Source organism: Chryseobacterium tructae (genome assembly GCF_030409875.1).
In the GTDB taxonomy this organism is placed as follows: Bacteria; Bacteroidota; Bacteroidia; order Flavobacteriales; family Weeksellaceae; genus Chryseobacterium; species Chryseobacterium tructae.
In genome coordinates, this window is the sequence record NZ_JAUFQR010000001.1 from 2410031 (window position 1) to 2426348 (window position 16318).

13 protein-coding genes and 5 pseudogenes are annotated in these 16318 nt (G+C 35.0%); 16 read left to right on the top strand and 2 right to left on the bottom strand.

Going from position 1 to position 16318, the window contains the following annotated elements; translation table 11 throughout:
• Positions 1-61 precede the first annotated feature (61 nt).
• Complete coding sequence (locus QWZ06_RS11900; protein WP_290298286.1) at positions 62-730, top strand: porin family protein; 669 nt, start codon at positions 62-64, stop codon at positions 728-730.
• A 71-nt stretch (positions 731-801) separates the two neighbouring features.
• On the opposite strand, the gene ffh is transcribed toward QWZ06_RS11900, so the two are convergent.
• Positions 802-2163, bottom strand: a complete 1362-nt coding sequence (gene ffh / locus QWZ06_RS11905; protein WP_290298288.1) for a signal recognition particle protein — start codon at positions 2161-2163, stop codon at positions 802-804.
• 950 nt (positions 2164-3113) lie between these two features.
• On the opposite strand from ffh, the pseudogene atpB reads away from it, so the two are divergent.
• The 6 genes and pseudogenes from atpB (at position 3114) to atpG (ending at position 8189) form a co-directional block, all read left to right on the top strand.
• Positions 3114-4239 (top strand): annotated as a pseudogene (gene atpB / locus QWZ06_RS11910) (F0F1 ATP synthase subunit A).
• A gap of 51 nt (positions 4240-4290) precedes the next feature.
• Positions 4291-4509 carry an ATP synthase F0 subunit C gene (locus QWZ06_RS11915; protein ID WP_007844726.1) on the top strand — a complete coding sequence of 73 codons (219 nt, stop codon included), beginning with the start codon at positions 4291-4293 and terminating at the stop codon, positions 4507-4509.
• 102 nt (positions 4510-4611) lie between these two features.
• Complete coding sequence (locus QWZ06_RS11920; protein WP_115973782.1) at positions 4612-5106, top strand: F0F1 ATP synthase subunit B; 495 nt, start codon at positions 4612-4614, stop codon at positions 5104-5106.
• A gap of 2 nt (positions 5107-5108) precedes the next feature.
• On the top strand, positions 5109-5648 hold the full coding sequence (atpH, locus tag QWZ06_RS11925; protein ID WP_065394237.1) for an ATP synthase F1 subunit delta: 540 nt from the start codon (positions 5109-5111) through the stop codon (positions 5646-5648).
• Between the two features lie 16 nt (positions 5649-5664).
• Positions 5665-7241 (top strand): annotated as a pseudogene (gene atpA, locus QWZ06_RS11930) (F0F1 ATP synthase subunit alpha).
• A 77-nt stretch (positions 7242-7318) separates the two neighbouring features.
• Positions 7319-8189, top strand: a pseudogene (gene atpG / locus QWZ06_RS11935) (ATP synthase F1 subunit gamma).
• A 4-nt stretch (positions 8190-8193) separates the two neighbouring features.
• Here the strand turns inward: atpG and QWZ06_RS11940 are convergent.
• A complete protein-coding gene (locus QWZ06_RS11940) occupies positions 8194-8316 on the bottom strand; it encodes a hypothetical protein (protein WP_290298296.1) in 123 nt (40 codons plus the stop codon).
• 142 nt (positions 8317-8458) lie between these two features.
• Between QWZ06_RS11940 and QWZ06_RS11945 the strand changes: the two genes are divergently transcribed.
• The 9 genes and pseudogenes from QWZ06_RS11945 to QWZ06_RS11985 all read left to right on the top strand — a co-directional run bounded on the left by QWZ06_RS11945 (position 8459) and on the right by QWZ06_RS11985 (position 16257).
• Entirely contained in the window at positions 8459-9817 is a 1359-nt protein-coding gene (locus QWZ06_RS11945) for a hemolysin family protein (RefSeq protein WP_290298297.1), read from the top strand.
• An 11-nt stretch (positions 9818-9828) separates the two neighbouring features.
• Positions 9829-10134 carry an ATP-dependent Clp protease adaptor ClpS gene (locus QWZ06_RS11950; protein ID WP_290298299.1) on the top strand — a complete coding sequence of 102 codons (306 nt, stop codon included), beginning with the start codon at positions 9829-9831 and terminating at the stop codon, positions 10132-10134.
• Between the two features lie 207 nt (positions 10135-10341).
• Positions 10342-10955 (top strand): annotated as a pseudogene (gene udk, locus QWZ06_RS11955) (uridine kinase).
• A 4-nt stretch (positions 10956-10959) separates the two neighbouring features.
• Positions 10960-11316: an FtsB family cell division protein gene (locus tag QWZ06_RS11960; RefSeq protein ID WP_290298300.1), complete on the top strand. Its 357-nt coding sequence runs from the start codon at positions 10960-10962 to the stop codon at positions 11314-11316.
• Positions 11317-11385: 69 nt separating this feature from the next.
• A pseudogene (locus tag QWZ06_RS11965) lies at positions 11386-12548 on the top strand (methylmalonyl-CoA mutase family protein).
• Positions 12548-12988, top strand: coding sequence for a DinB family protein (locus QWZ06_RS11970; RefSeq protein ID WP_290298302.1), 441 nt, complete (start codon positions 12548-12550; stop codon positions 12986-12988). The pseudogene QWZ06_RS11965 and the gene QWZ06_RS11970 overlap by 1 nt, the downstream one beginning before the upstream one ends.
• Before the next feature lie 155 nt (positions 12989-13143).
• Complete coding sequence (locus QWZ06_RS11975) at positions 13144-14292, top strand: class I SAM-dependent methyltransferase (RefSeq protein ID WP_290298304.1); 1149 nt, start codon at positions 13144-13146, stop codon at positions 14290-14292.
• Between the two features lie 138 nt (positions 14293-14430).
• The gene (locus tag QWZ06_RS11980; protein ID WP_290298305.1) at positions 14431-14709 is read left to right on the top strand and encodes a hypothetical protein; all 279 of its coding nucleotides are present in this window, start codon (positions 14431-14433) and stop codon (positions 14707-14709) included.
• 168 nt (positions 14710-14877) lie between these two features.
• On the top strand, positions 14878-16257 hold the full coding sequence (locus tag QWZ06_RS11985; RefSeq protein ID WP_290298307.1) for a dipeptidase: 1380 nt from the start codon (positions 14878-14880) through the stop codon (positions 16255-16257).
• Positions 16258-16318 lie beyond the last annotated feature (61 nt).

Below are 16318 nucleotides of genomic sequence, written 5' to 3' on the forward strand. Positions count from 1 at the left end.
CCCTAAGCCTGTCTTGGGGCTTTTTTTTACTATTAAAACAAATATTTTTAAAATTAATAACATGAAAAGAATTTTATTAGCATCTGCAATTGCATTATTTGCAGGGCTAAATGCACAAACTACATTTGGTGTAAAAGCAGGGTACGCATTATCAACATTGAACTTAAATGAGAATGATGTTCAGTTTAATGGAGTAGGAGCAAGTATGAAATCAAAATCAGGGTTCTATGTAGGGGCTTTGGTGGAACACAAATTCAACAATAAATTTGCAATTCAGGGAGAAGTAGAATATGCAAATTTAGGAGGTACGGCAGAAGTATCTTTACCATACGGGACAAAAGTAACTGAAAATATTAGTATTAACAAAATTGTAATTCCTGTTTCTGCAAAATATTATGTAACTCCTGAATTAGGTGTTTATGCAGGTCCTTATATGGCCATAAGAACTAATACAAGTGTTAAAATGACAGTGTCAGGCTTGCCTGCTGGTACTACAGCAGATCCAAATGCTATCAAAGAGGGTGAAAATATCGTAGCAAAAGAATTTTCTAGTCTTATGAAGCAAACCGATTTTGGATTGTTTTTAGGGGCGGATTACAACGTGTACAAAGGTTTATTCGTGGAGGCGCGTTATAGTTTTGGTTTAACCAATATGGTGAAGACTAAAGTTGACAATGAGAATGTGAAAATGAACTTTTTACAGATTGGTGTCGGATATAAATTTAAATAAGAAAACTTTACATAAAATAAAAACTCTCAGGAATCCTGAGAGTTTTTTTATGTTTAAATTTCGATTTAAAATTATTTTCCGAACATTCCACCCATTCCAGGCATATTCGGCATTTTGCTCATCATCTGCATCATTTGCTTTCCTTGAGGACCTTGCATCATCTTCATCATTTTACCCATCTGATCGAATTGTTTCATAAGCTGATTTACATCTTCAATCTTTCTTCCTGCTCCTTTTGCAATTCTATTCTTTCTCTGAGTATTGATAATAGAAGGTGTTCTTCTTTCGTCCGGAGTCATAGAATAGATGATGGCTTCAATGTGCTTAAATGCGTCATCACTGATCTCTACATCTTTGATGGCTTTTCCAACCCCAGGAATCATTCCCATAAGGTCTTTCATATTACCCATCTTCTTGATCTGGTTGATCTGCTTTAAGAAATCGTCAAAACCAAACTCGTTTTTAGCAATTTTCTTGTGAAGTTTCTTAGCTTCTTCTTCGTCAAATTGCTCCTGAGCTCTTTCTACTAAGGAAACAACGTCTCCCATTCCTAAGATTCTGTCTGCCATCCTTTCTGGGTAGAAAAGATCAAGGGCTTCCATTTTTTCACCTGTAGAGATGAATTTGATCGGTTTTTCAACTACAGAACGGATTGTCAATGCAGCTCCCCCTCTTGTATCACCATCTAATTTGGTTAAGACAACTCCGTCAAAGTTTAAGGCATCGTTGAACGCCTTAGCGGTATTCACAGCATCCTGACCAGTCATGGAATCCACTACGAAAAGGGTTTCCTGTGGTTTGATAAAATAATGTACAGATTTAATCTCGTTCATCATCTGCTCATCAATAGCCAAACGACCTGCAGTATCCACAATAACGACATCGTGGTTGTTGGCCTTTGCAAAATTAATGGCATTTTCAGCAATCGTAGAAGGGTTTGTGGCGCCTTCTTCAGTATATACAGGTACATTAATTTGTCCTCCTAATACTTTCAGCTGATCAATTGCAGCAGGACGGTAAACGTCACATGCTACCAATAAAGGCTTTTTATTTCTTTTTGTCTGTAAATAATTAGCAAGCTTTCCTGAGAAAGTCGTCTTACCTGAACCTTGAAGACCTGCGATAAGAATAACAGATGGTTTTCCGGCAAGATTAATTCCTTCCTGAGAACCTCCCATTAGATCCACCAACTCATCGTGAACGATTTTTGTCATCAACTGTCCCGGAGTAAGGGAAGTAAGAACGTTTTCGCCTAATGCTTTATCCTGAACTCTCTTGGTAAGATCCTTTGCAACTTTATAGTTAACGTCGGCATCCACCAATGCTCTACGGATTTCCTTTACGGTTTCCGCCACATTGATTTCGGTAATTTTTCCACGTCCGGAAATATTATGTAATGCCTTGTCTAATTTATCCTGTAAACTATTAAACATATTTATTGTAAATTATAGGTTTGCAAAAATAAGGAATTTTTAAGAAACCTGAGTATGATAGACTTAATATTATAAGGATTTGATTAAAGTTGGAAGCTGGGAGCGGGAAGAAGGGAGGTTTTATTAGCCGATAAAATGAAACGTGTTTGTTTTAAGGATTATTTTAGAGAGTGTGTCTAAAGTATTTTATAATAGTTGGAAGCTGGAGGCGGGAAGAAGGGAGGTTTTATTAGCCGATCAAATGAAATGTGTTTGTTTTAAGGATTATTTTAGAGAGTGTATCTAAAGTATTTTATAATAGCTGGAAGCTGGAGGCGGGAAGAAGGGAGGTTTTATTAGCAATAAAACAAACTATCATCTTTTTTGATAGATTTGAGAAGACGGAAGAAAAAGGATACCAGAAGGATGTTCGGTTGATCAAATGAAATGTGATGGTTTGTATAGCTGTCCAAAAATTACAGTTTTTTTTATTAAATGAATAAAATCTATTATTGTAACACAATAGTAACTTTCATCATCCTTCTTCCAGCTTCCGGCCTTGTAATACAGAAGAATTCAGAATTATTTTGTTTCAAAAATTTTAATCCTATTTTTGCAGCATGAATTTTCTTGATAGTTTTATTATTGTATTATTAATAGTACTGCTTAATATAATAGTATATATAATATTTAAAAAGTATTTGTACGGTAAACAGGATGCGGGAATGAAATTCCTGGTCATTAATCTCTCTAAGGATCTGCTCTGGCTTATTACTTCTTTAATAATTATAGAGAAGACGAAAGCTAATTTCTCTTTATAGTGATCTGTTTTCTTATCGCATCATTCCTTATTTATTTACCCATAATAAAACTCATTAATAAGTCTTAATTATTTTGATGATAAAAATCAATTTTTAGTATTGGTAAAGTTTAATAAAATCGATATATTTGCACACGATTAAAAAAGAGATATGAACAGAAAAATTTCTTCATTATTTTTCGCATTTTTATTTGTGTTTATAAGCAGTTTAGCTGCTGCTCAACACGAATCAGAAGGAGAAGTATCAGCGGAAAAAGTAGAGAACAAAGAAGCGAAAGACGGCTTCAATGCGACCACAATGATCATGGAACACATTGGTGATTCTAATGAATGGCATTTATGGACTACAAAAGATGACAGTGGTGAAGAACATCACGTTTCTATCCCTTTGCCTGTTATCATTAAAGATAATGAAGGATGGCATACTTTCTTTCTAGTAGTATTGCTCACGGACACGAACATGATGGGTATACTTTAGAGCACGGACAAGTAGTTTCTACTAAAGGAGTTGAAAAAGCTACATTATTTTCAATCATCAGTGGGAAACAAAAATCAAACGAAGTGTTTTTTGATCTTTCAGTAACAAAAAATGCGGCTTCAATGTTCTTGTCAGTAATTTTTATGGCAGTAGTGTTCATAGGAATGGCAAGAAACTATAAGAAATCACAACTTCCAAAAGGTATTGGGAAATTAATGGAGCCAGTGATTGTGTTTATCAGAGACGAAGTGGCTATTCCAAACATCGGGTCTGTTAAATATAAAAGATATATGCCTTATTTATTAACTGCATTTTTCTTTATCTGGATTAATAACTTGTTTGGATTGATTCCTTTCTTCCCATTCGGTGCTAACCTTACTGGTAACATTGCGATCACAGCAGTATTAGCGATCATTACATTATTAATTACATTATTCAGTGCGAATAAAGATTACTGGAACACATCTTTATGCCACCGGTTCCAATCTTATTGTACCCAATTATGGTTCCAATCGAGATTATCGGAATCTTTACAAAGCCTTTCGCTTTAATGATGCGACTTTTCGCTAACGTTACAGCGGGACACATTATGATCTTGGCGATCGTTTCATTGATCTTCATTTTCAAAACTCCATTATTAGGATTTGCATCTGTACCATTAGCATTATTCGTTTCAGTATTGGAATTACTGGTAGCAGCATTGCAAGCATATATCTTCACTGTACTATCCGCACTATTTATCGGAATCGCAGTGGCAGAACACGAACATGAGCACGGTCACGAAGAGCACGCTCACTAATTAAAAGAAAGAATTTAAAAATAATTTTTTAACTAATATAATTTATTTATTATGGATTTATCAACAGGAGCAGGATTAATTTACGTAGGTATCGGTTTAGCAGTACTAGGTGTAGGTCTAGGTATCGGTAAAATCGGTGGTCACGCAATGGACGCTATCGCTAGACAACCAGAACAAGCTGGTAAGATTCAAGGAGCAATGCTTATTGCTGCTGGTCTTATTGAAGGTGCTGGTCTTATCGCGATCATCTTTGGTGCTTTCATCAAGTAATCTATCCTCAAAAAACATTCTTAGCAGTAAAGCGGTTGGCTGCTGCTAAGAATTTTTAAAAAACGATCCATAAAATAACATTTAAAAAAAGAATTTACAGATATGGGAATTATTGAACCTGGAATTGGACTTTTGTTTTGGATGACGCTTACTTTTGTTATCCTATTATTTCTTCTAGCTAAATTCGCTTGGAAACCAATTGTAAATGCTGTTAATGAAAGAGAAACTTCTATCATTGATGCATTAAACCAAGCTAAATTGGCTAAAAAAGAGATGGAAGATCTTAAAGCTGACAACGAAAGAATCATTCGTGAAGCTAAAATTGAAAGAGACGCTATCCTTAAAGAAGCTAGAGAAATTAAAGACAGAATCGTAGGTGAAGCTAAAGATGTTGCTAAAGCTGAAGGAGATAAACTTATCGAAGCTGCTAAGCAAACAATCAACGCTGAGAAAAATGCTGCAATGGCAGACATCAAAACTCAGATCGGTGCTTTATCTGTAAACATTGCAGAGTCTATCTTAAAACAAAAGTTAGATAATACAGAAGCTCAAAACGAATTAGTTCAAAATTATATCAACAAATCTAACCTTAACTAAGAATGCTTACATCTAAAGTAGCGAAAAGATACGCACAGGGTTTACTTGATTTCACAAATGAATCAGGTCAGACAGCTGCCGTGTTTTCTGAAATGAAAGATGTAGTGAAGATTATGATTGAATCTAAAGATTTAAACAAATTCTTCCTTACCCCTTACATTGATGCAAAAAAGAAAATAGAGGTAGCAAACGAAATTTTCAAAGGTTTATCAGCATCTTCCCAGAATTTGATCAGATTGGTTATTAAACACGGACGTGAGAACCAATTGAAAAATATCGCTCAGGAATTCATCAACAAAGTTGAAGATATCAACGGAGTGCAGAGAGTAACGCTTACAACAGCAACTCAGCTTTCTAAAGAGAATATTGATCAGATCCTAAGATCTACCAACTTGGTGAATGCCAATTCAAACTTCGATTTGAAAGTAAACATCAACCAGGATATTTTAGGTGGATATATCCTAAGAGTGGGAGACCAGCAGGTAGACGCGTCTGTAAAGACCAAATTGAACCAAGTTAAAAAAGATTTCCAATTAAATTAAGAAAAACAACCATACAATGGCAGAAATAAATCCGGCAGAAGTATCTGCGATCTTAAAACAGCAATTGGCCAACTTCGATACTCAATCAAACGTTGAGGAAGTAGGTACAGTTTTAACCATCGGTGATGGTATTGCTCGTGTATACGGGTTAGAAAACGTACAATACGGAGAGTTGGTGAAATTTTCTAGTGATGTAGAAGGTATTGTACTTAACCTTGAAGAAGACAACGTAGGTGTTGCTCTACTTGGAGAAAGTAAATTAGTAAAAGAAGGGGATACAGTAAGAAGAACAAACAGAATCTCTTCTATCAAAGTAGGAGAAGGAATGTTAGGAAGAGTAGTAGATACTCTTGGTAACCCTATCGATGGTAAAGGTCCTATTACAGGAGATTTATACGAAATGCCATTAGAAAGAAAGGCTCCTGGAGTTATCTTCAGACAGCCGGTAACTGAGCCTTTACAGTCAGGTATTGTTGCAATTGATGCGATGATTCCAGTAGGAAGAGGACAAAGAGAGCTTATCATTGGTGACAGACAAACAGGTAAACTACTGTTGCGATTGATACGATCATCAACCAAAAAGAATTCTTTGATGCAGGTAAGCCTGTATATTGTATATATGTTGCAATCGGTCAGAAAGCTTCTACTGTAGCACAAATCGTTAAAACTCTTTCTGATAAAGGAGCTTTAGCTTATACTGTAATCGTTGCAGCTAACGCATCAGATCCAGTTCCAATGCAGGTATATTCTGCAATGGCAGGAGCTTCTATCGGTGAGTTCTTCAGAGACACTGGTAGACCAGCATTGATCGTTTATGATGATTTATCTAAACAAGCTGTTGCTTACCGTGAGCTTTCTCTACTATTAAGAAGACCACCGGGCCGTGAAGCTTACCCTGGAGACGTTTTCTATCTTCACTCAAGACTATTGGAAAGAGCTGCAAAAGTAATCGCTGATGATAACATTGCTAAGCAAATGAATGACTTACCAGAGTCTCTTAGACCAATCGTGAAAGGGGGTGGTTCATTAACTGCTCTTCCAATCATTGAAACTCAGGCAGGTGACGTTTCTGCGTATATCCCAACTAACGTAATCTCTATTACTGACGGACAGATCTTCTTGGAGTCTGATCTATTCAACTCAGGGGTTCGTCCGGCGATCAACGTAGGTATTTCTGTATCGAGAGTAGGAGGTAACGCTCAGATCAAATCAATGAAAAAAGTTTCTGGTACGCTAAAATTAGACCAGGCTCAATATAAAGAACTAGAAGCGTTTGCTAAGTTTGGTTCTGACCTTGATGCTTCTACTTTAGCAGTAATCTCTAAAGGAGAAAGAAACGTAGAGATCCTTAAGCAGCCGGTAAATGCTCCACTTCCTGTAGACAGTCAGGTAGCAATCGTATATGCTGGAACAGAAAACTTAATGAGAAACGTTCCATTGAACAAGATTAAAGAATTCCAACACGAATATATCGAGTTCCTAAGATCTAAGCATCCTGATACTATGGCTGCAATTAAGTCTGGGAAAATTGATAACGATATTACAAGCGTTCTTAAGCAGGCAGCTAATGATTTAGCTTCTAAATACAACTAAAAAAATTCAATGTTTAAGGTTTAAAATATAGCATTTTAAGCCTTAAACTTTAGACCTTAAACTTTGAACCCAAATTAATGGCAAACTTAAAAGAAATACGAGGCAGAATTACGTCAATTTCATCTACGATGCAGATTACACGTGCTATGAAGATGGTTTCCGCTGCGAAACTTAAAAAAGCACAAGACGCAATCGTAATGTTAAGACCTTATTCTGAAAAATTACAGGAGCTTATCCAGAATGTAAATTCTAGCTCTGATCCTGATCAGATTTCTGTATATGCTCAGAAAAGAGAGGTTAAAAGAATACTTTTCATCGCTGTTACTTCAAACAGAGGTCTTGCGGGAGCTTTTAACTCTTCAATCGTAAAAGAGCTTAACCTTCAGTTTCAGAACAATTCTCAGTACGAGATTGAAGTTCTTCCTGTAGGTAAAAAAGTACATGATGCTGTAAGAAGAAATCGTTCAGTATATGCTAATGGAAGTTCTGTGTATGATAACTTGAACTTTGATGCAGTTGCTCACATTACAGAAGGGGTGATGACTAGCTTCAAAGAAGGTAAATTTGACGAAGTTTATGTTATTTTATAACAAATTCGTTAATGCTGCTACTCAGGAAGTAACTACAGAACAGCTTCTTCCAATCTCAATGCCTGAAACTACAGAGCCACAGGTTGAGACAGATTATATTTTTTTGAACCTAACAGAGCTGAAATCCTGGATAACTTGATTCCAAAAATCTATCAAAAACTCAGGTTTTTCAAATCAATTTTTAGATTCAGTAGCATCTGAGCATGGAGCGAGAATGACTGCAATGCATAAAGCTACAGATAACGCAGAAGCTTTGAGAAATGATCTTAAGATTTTCTACAACAAAGCAAGACAGGCTGCAATTACCAACGAAATCTTGGAAATTGTTTCTGGAGCAGAAGCTTTAAAAAATTCATAAAGAATTATTTTAACATACCATCAAAAGCATCGATCTTATCGGTGCTTTTTTTGTTTTTAAAAAGTAGAAAACGCTTTTTAGCATCCAAAAACATTCTTTTTACGATAGAAACGACCTGAACTTCCATTTTTTTTTAAAAACAGAAAATAGCCATATTTTAAGACGTGATTTTTTTTCTTAAAATTCCTTTATTGAAATAATCTATCCCGGATTCAGGTTATTTTTATTTTGCATATCTTTGTACCTAATAAAATTTATACAACTTCTAAATGGACTCGGACATAGTCAGGCTTTTGCTGGCCTTATTTCTTGTTTTACTAAATGGCTTCTTCGTAGCCGCAGAATTTTCAATTGTTAAAGTTCGTTACTCACAAATCCAAATAAAAGCCGCAGAAGGGGATTCTATGGCTAAGCAGGCAGAACATATCATCAAGCATCTTGATGAATATCTTTCCGCTACACAATTAGGTATTACATTGGCATCGCTTGCCCTTGGATGGGTAGGAGAAAGCGCACTGCATCATATTTTTGAAAATATTTTTACGTCTTTGAACGTTAATTTGACTCAGACAACAATTACTACCATTTCGGTAGCTACCAGTTTTGTTTTGATTACCGTTATGCATATTGTATTTGGTGAACTTATTCCTAAATCGATAGCCATCAGGAAATCTGAAGCAACCACTATGGCAACAGCAGTGCCATTGAGAGTTTTTTATACTATTTTTAAACCGTTTATCTGGCTAATGAACCTTATGTCAAACGGTTTCTTAAGACTGATCAAAATTCACCCGGCTTCGGAGCAGGAAATCCACTCCACAGAAGAACTACAGCTTTTGGTAAAGCAAAGTGCAGACAGTGGTGAAATTGAAGAGGAGAACTATGAGATCATTAAAAATGCCTTTGATTTTACAGATCACTCTGCGAAACAAATCATGGTTCCAAGACAGAATATTACTTCCATCGATTTTGAAGAAGATGTGAACGATATCATCAATAAGATTATGGATAGTGGATATTCCCGTATCCCTGTATATATTGATTCTATAGACAATGTAATCGGAATTTTCTACACCAAGGAAATTATAAGAGAATTTGTTAAAAGAAAAGGAGATCTGGATCATGAGGATCTTAAAGATTTAATGCGTGATGCCTTTTTCGTAGTAGGAAGTAAGAAGGTTTCAGACTTATTGAAAACTTTCCAATTGAAAAAACAGCATATTGCTGTTGTTATTGACGAATTTGGTGGAACTGAAGGGATTATTACCCTGGAAGATATTCTTGAAGAGCTTGTGGGAGAAATTCAGGATGAAGAAGATGACGAAGAAAAGATTGTTGACAAAATAGCGGATAATACCTATTGGGTACAAGCTACTCAGCCTTTGGAAGAGATCAATGAATTTTTACCTAAGAAGCTCCCTCTTTCAGAAGAAAGTGAATACAACTCGCTGGCAGGGTTTATTCTTTATGAACTGGAAGAAATTCCTGAGGAAAACCAGGAATTTTATCTGGATGACTATTATTTCAAGATTCTGAAAATGAACAATAAGAGTGTAGAGCTGGTTGAATTGATATACCAGGAACCCAATGCTATTGATAGTTTAGCAGAAAAAATTGGTGAAGTTTAAAATAGCTAAGAATGAATTTTTATAATACGATAAAAGACTACGAAGATCCGAAACGTCAATATGAAGAAGAAGTTCTGGTATTGGATGATACAGATGAAGTCTACAAACTAGTGTTGCATAATGATGATGTTCATACTTTCGATTATGTTATCGACAGCTTGATTGAAGTATGTAAGCATACATTAGAGCAAGCAGAACAATGTACAATTCTTGTCCACTATAAGGGCAAATGCACTGTAAAAACAGGCTCATTGGATATTTTGAAGCCTATGCACGAAAAATTACTTTCACGCGAATTAACAAGTGAAATCGTATAAAATAAAAACCGACAATTTAATTGTCGGTTTTTTTATTGAATTCAAGGATGAAAATCGAGTAACAACAATACATCACAAAGAATGATCGTATTCCGGGAAATTTTTTAATCTTTAAATGCTTTAATCTTTTAATTTCTCAATATTCTTGCATTGCCACATTTTATCTAAAATAGTATATTTGTACCAACTATAAAGAAACAAAAAACAATGCTTGTAATAGGAATTGCCGGTGGAACAGGATCTGGCAAACTACAGTTGTTGATAAGATACTTCAACAGCTTGATATCGAAGGAATGAATATCCTTTCTCAGGATAATTATTATCACGACAACCAAGGTCTTACATTGACTGAAAGAGAGGCTTTAAATTATGACCATCCGAAGTCAATAGATTTTGAACTATTGATAAAACACGTAAAAGCTTTAAAAAATAACGAGCCAATAGAACAGCCGATTTATAGCTTTGTGACACATTCCAGAACAGGAGATCACGTAACTGTAGAACCTAAGAATGTATTGGTAGTAGAAGGAATTTTGGTTCTTACCAATAAAGAATTACTGAAAGAATTTGACCTGAAGGTTTTCGTTCATGCAGATTCTGATGAAAGGCTGATCAGGAGGATCAGGAGAGATACTCAGGAAAGAGGAAGAGATCTGAGTGAAGTATTACATCGTTATCAGACTACTTTAAAACCAATGCATCAGGAATTCATCGAGCCATCAAAAAATGATGCCGATCTTATCATCCCCAATATGAAACAGAATTCCGTAGCGATTGATTTTTTAACTACTGTTATTAAGAACTCGTTGAAAAAACATTAAAAAAATGGAAGAAAATAACCTTATCAAAAACATTCAGCCGAAATCTGAAACATTCAAACTTATCCAAAGATATGTGTTGAATAAGTATACCATTACGATCTGTCTGTTTTTGGTATGGATGGTTTTCTTCGATAAAACCTCATTTCTTGTAATTAACGAACTGAATGGTGAGATTCATAAATATGAAGATCAATTGGAGTATTACAAAAAAGAATACGAAAAGAATGATGCCTTCTATAAAAAATTGATGAACAACAAGTCAGAAAAGGAAAAGTACGCAAGAGAAAATTATTTTATGAAGAAGCCTAATGAAGAAATCTTCATTCTGGTGGTCGACAGTACAAAAGTCGCTAAGAAATAATAATAGAATATGTCAATACAGGAATATCTATCAATTTCCCTTTGGCCATTCACAATTTAAACAAAACTAATGTCAGATACAGCTACCCTTCCAAACTGGGAAAATTTAGTAAAAAAACAGCTTAAAACAGAAGATATTTATCCTATTCTGGGAAAGGAAAACCTGGAGGGAATAGAGGTAAGACCTTTCTATACGGATGTTAAAAAGCCTTTGGTAAACCTACCAAGAGTTGAAGAAAGCACCCACTTGGTAGCCCGATATCATGAAAGTCTGGAAGAAGAAGTATTTGCATTTTTATTAGATCAGAATGTAGAATATCTGACTGAGAAGACTCTTTTTGTTAATAATAAAGAGCTTGCAGGGCATATTAGCCCACAAGAAGAAGATCAATATTTTTCTTTGATTGATGTGTTTAATGAAAAAGACGCAACCATTGATGATCAACTAGCTAAAGAATTGTTAGCAAAAGGATTTAAAAGAAGTATTTGTGTTGATATTTCATTGCATCAGAATGCAGGAGCGGCCATCTATCAGCAGCTAGGAATTGCTTTGGCAAAAACAAAAGAACTGGTAGAAGTATACGGCGCTGAAATTTTCAATAAATTGATCTTCAAGATTGCTGTAGGAGGTAATTATTTCTTTGAAATGGCAAAATTGAGAGCCTTTAAATTGGTTTTTAACCAACTTTCCAAGGAATATGGATTGGATGAAATTCCTTACATTTTCGCTGAGACTTCCCTTAGAAATAAAGCTGTTTCTGACAATGAAAATAACCTGATTCGTTCTACATTAGAGTTAGCTTCTGCTATGATTGGTGGAGCAGATGCTGTTTTTACCAACAATTACCTTGTAAGCAGAAGTACAGATAACGCTGAAGAAATTTCTTTTAAACAACAGATTGTACTAGCCTACGAAAGCATCATCAATGTGTTTGAAGATGCTGCTAATGGAAGCTACTATGTTGAAGATATCACCCAACAGATTGCAGACAAATCTTGGACTTTATTTATTGAAATGGAAGAACTGGTGGTTATCTTGAGCTTTTAAAGCAAGGTGTTGTTCAAAAAAAGATCTATGATCATGCTATTGAAGAGCAACAATGGATTGAAGAAGGAAAAATAAAGCTGATTGGAGTTAATTTATATCCAAAATTAGATGTTAAAAAGTCAATCAATGACTTATATAACGAAAAAGAAATAAAAGCTGTTCGTTGGGCAGAAATGTTTGAGTAATGAAAGACAAACTAATAGACTTATTCGAATACACCTATCATTTCAATGTTGAAATGATTAAAGTTATTTCTGAAAACAGAAAACTTGTAGATGATAAAACAATTAGTTTGATTAATCACACTCTTAATGCACAACAAATCTGGAGTGCCAGGATACTGGGAGAACCTACATTTGAGGTTTGGCAAGTCAATTCTTTTGAATCTTTGAATGAAATTAATCATCAGAATTTTGTAAAAAGTATTGAGATCGTTAAAGATTCTGATCTTGAGAAAAGAATAGAATATCAGAATTCAAGAGGAACAAAATTTGAAAACAGTATTTTTGAAATGCTTTTTCATGCCATTAATCATTCGACTTATCACAGAGGACAGATTAATTCCTTACTTAAACAAAACGGTATAGAACCTATATTAACAGACTATATTTTTTATAAAAGATAGTTCTGTGGAGATCTTTCGGCTCCGCTTAGTATAACACTGTTAAAACATGCTGTATTTATTTCCCAGATTAGAAATTATACATTAAGTATTAGCGCTGTCATGCTGAGCGGAGTCGAAGCATTTTAACCAAAAGAATGTAAAGATTCGTAGAATTTGTGGAGAATAAATTATTAAATAAAGAAGTTCAGAGCTATATCAATGCAAATCTAAAAACAGATCTGCATTCCTTACTGTTGAAAAAATCCCCATTCCCGGAGGTTTCTATACAGGAAATCGTGCAACAGATCAAAGGAAAGCAAGTCGCAGAGAAAAAGTTTCCTTTTCTACTGAAAGATGGAATTATTTTCCCACCACAACTCAATATGGAGCAATCCTCATCCGAAAAGACGGCTCTCTATAAATCTGAGATTTTAAAAGGGAAGAAGTTTGTAGACTTGACCAGCGGATTTGGAATTGATGCCTATTATCTATCCCAAAACTTTGAAGATATTACCTTAATAGAGCAAAATACAGCGCTTTTAGAGATCGTTGAGCACAATTGGAATACTCTAGGAAGAAAAGCCAGATTTATTAACCAAAAACTGGAGGCTTTTTTGAATAAAAATAAGGAGAATTTTAATACTATTTATCTGGATCCAGCAAGAAGAGACCAGAATAAAAATAAAGTCTTTCTTTTGGAAGATCTTTCCCCAAATATTCTTGAAATCCAGGAAAAATTATTATCAATATCAGATCAGGTGATTATTAAACTTTCGCCATTGATAGATCTGAAATATCTTATTTCAGTTGTACCTTCTATTTTCAGAATTGATATCATAGCTCTTAAGAATGATGTAAAAGAGATTGTAGCTTTCCTATCTGCAGAAAATAAAAAAGAGATTATTGGCAACTGTGTGAACCTTGAAAGCGGTGAATCTACCTTTAGTTTCATATTTGGGGAAGAAGAAAATGCTCAATCGGAATATTCTGAACCTGAAAAATTCATTTATATTCCTAATAATTCTATTCTAAAGGCGGGGATTTTCAATTTGATTTCTGAAAAGGTTGGGGTTAAAAAATTACATCCTAACTCTCATCTTTATACTTCCATAGAAAGAATAATCGATTTTCCAGGAAGAACTTTTGAAATGGAAGTTGTTGATTCTAAAAAGATTAAAAAGAAGGAGCAATACAATATTATTTCAAAAAATTACCCGTTAAAACCTGAAGAAATTAAGAAGAAATACGGATTGAAAGATGGTGGAAATGATTACCTTATTTTTACACAGTCCAAAAAAGGGAAAATTATTTTAAAATCAGTCTAAAAATGTTGCCAAAAGAAACAGGATTTCTTAATTTTGGGCAATCAAAAATTAGAGGATGAAACCCCTCGCTGTTTAGATCATCTGAATAGACTAAAACAGGGCGATTCCATATGATATTTAAAAAAATAAATTTTACATATGAAAAAATTAGTTATATGTTTAGCAATTGCAACGGTAGCGATAAGCTGTAAAAAAGTTCCGCAAGGTGGAAGCAAGGCTGTTTTAAAACTTGAAGAAGGAGTAGAAAGATACTCTGACGACGCTCAGGGTGAAAAGGCTCATGGAGGACATGAAGCTGCTACTGCTGAACACAAAGAAGAAGCAGCAAAATCTGAAGCTGTAGCTCCTAAAACAGATAGTACTGCTGCTGCAAAGCCTACTGAGAAAAAAGAAGAGGCTCCAAAAGCTGAACACTAATTATTAGTATACAATATAAAAATGCCCTGTTTTTGCAGGGCATTTTTTATTTGAAAAAATGATCGCATAGCCAATCACCGGGAAATATTTTTTTTCTTTAGAAAATCCTGTGTTTTTACTTGGCTCAGCGGTGCATTTTTTTTAATTTTAACAAAATAAAATTTTACAATGCAAGAGACATTAAATTACATTAACGAAAACAAGCAGCGTTTCGTCGATGAATTATTTGAGTTATTGAGAATCCCTTCTATTTCTGCAGATCCAGCGTATAAAGATGATGTATTGAAGTGTGCAGATGTATGTGCAGAATACCTTAGAAATGCAGGTGCAGATCATGTTGAAGTATGTGAAACTAAGGGTTACCCTATCGTTTTCGGAGAAAAAATTATAGATACAAACCTACCAACGGTACTGGTTTACGGGCACTATGACGTACAACCGGCAGATCCATTAGAATTATGGAGAAAACCTCCTTTTGAGCCTTATATTGAGAAAACTGAGCTTCACCCGGACGGAGCTATCTTCGCAAGAGGTGCAGCAGATGATAAAGGACAGTTCTTTATGCACCTGAAAGCATTTGAAGCAATGATGAGAACCAACACTCTTCCTTGTAACGTTAAATTTATTCTGGAAGGAGAAGAAGAAGTAGGATCTGTAAGTTTAGGGGACTTTGTGAATGAAAACAAAGAAAAGCTGTCTTGCGATTGTATTTTAATTTCCGATACGCATATCTATAGCAACGAGCAACCGACTGTAACAACAGGATTAAGAGGGCTAAGCTATGTAGAAGTAGAGGTGGAAGGACCAAACAGAGACCTGCATTCAGGACTTTACGGAGGAGCAGTTCCAAACCCAATCCATGTATTGTCAAGAATGATTGCTAATCTTATTGATGAAGATGGTCACATCACAATTGATGGTTTCTATGATAATGTTGAGACTGTGTCTGATGCAGACAGAACAGAGATGAATAAACTGAAGGATAATCCTGAAGAATTCAAAAAGTCAATCGGATTAAGCAATATTGAAGGCGAAAAAGGATATACAACGTTAGAGAGAGCTTCTATTCGTCCTACTTTAGACTGTAATGGTATTTGGGGTGGATATACAGGCGAAGGAGCTAAAACTGTAATTCCTTCCAAAGCTTTTGCTAAAATTTCAATGCGTTTGGTTCCTTATCAAACACCGGAAGAAATTACGGAGAAGTTCACGAAATATTTCGAAAAAATTGCTCCGGATACCGTAAAAGTGAAAGTGACACCGCACCATGGGGGAATGCCTTATGTACTACAAAGTGATACCAAAGAATTCTTAGCCGCTAAAGCCGCTATGGAAACAGCATTTGGTAAAGAAGTATTGCCTTACAGAAGTGGTGGAAGTATTCCAATTACATCAATGTTTGAGAAGGTTTTAGGAGCTAAATCTGTATTGATGGGCTTTGGATTGGATTCTGATGCAATTCACTCTCCAAACGAACATTATGGATTATTTAATTTTTATAAAGGAATTGAAAGTATTCCGTTGTTTTTTGAAAATTATTCAAAATAATTATTGATTTTTTACAAGATATTTATACAAAACAGGGTGTTTCTTTACGAAACGCCCTGTT

Coding starts and splice junctions, on each gene's coding strand:
- QWZ06_RS11900 (WP_290298286.1), top strand. CDS start 62: ATGAAAAGAATTTTATTAGCATCTGCAATTGCATTATTTGCAGGGCTA.
- ffh (WP_290298288.1), bottom strand. CDS start 2,163: ATGTTTAATAGTTTACAGGATAAATTAGACAAGGCATTACATAATATT.
- QWZ06_RS11915 (WP_007844726.1), top strand. CDS start 4,291: ATGGATTTATCAACAGGAGCAGGATTAATTTACGTAGGTATCGGTTTA.
- QWZ06_RS11920 (WP_115973782.1), top strand. CDS start 4,612: ATGGGAATTATTGAACCTGGAATTGGACTTTTGTTTTGGATGACGCTT.
- atpH (WP_065394237.1), top strand. CDS start 5,109: ATGCTTACATCTAAAGTAGCGAAAAGATACGCACAGGGTTTACTTGAT.
- QWZ06_RS11940 (WP_290298296.1), bottom strand. CDS start 8,316: ATGGAAGTTCAGGTCGTTTCTATCGTAAAAAGAATGTTTTTGGATGCT.
- QWZ06_RS11945 (WP_290298297.1), top strand. CDS start 8,459: ATGGACTCGGACATAGTCAGGCTTTTGCTGGCCTTATTTCTTGTTTTA.
- QWZ06_RS11950 (WP_290298299.1), top strand. CDS start 9,829: ATGAATTTTTATAATACGATAAAAGACTACGAAGATCCGAAACGTCAA.
- QWZ06_RS11960 (WP_290298300.1), top strand. CDS start 10,960: ATGGAAGAAAATAACCTTATCAAAAACATTCAGCCGAAATCTGAAACA.
- QWZ06_RS11970 (WP_290298302.1), top strand. CDS start 12,548: ATGAAAGACAAACTAATAGACTTATTCGAATACACCTATCATTTCAAT.
- QWZ06_RS11980 (WP_290298305.1), top strand. CDS start 14,431: ATGAAAAAATTAGTTATATGTTTAGCAATTGCAACGGTAGCGATAAGC.
- QWZ06_RS11985 (WP_290298307.1), top strand. CDS start 14,878: ATGCAAGAGACATTAAATTACATTAACGAAAACAAGCAGCGTTTCGTC.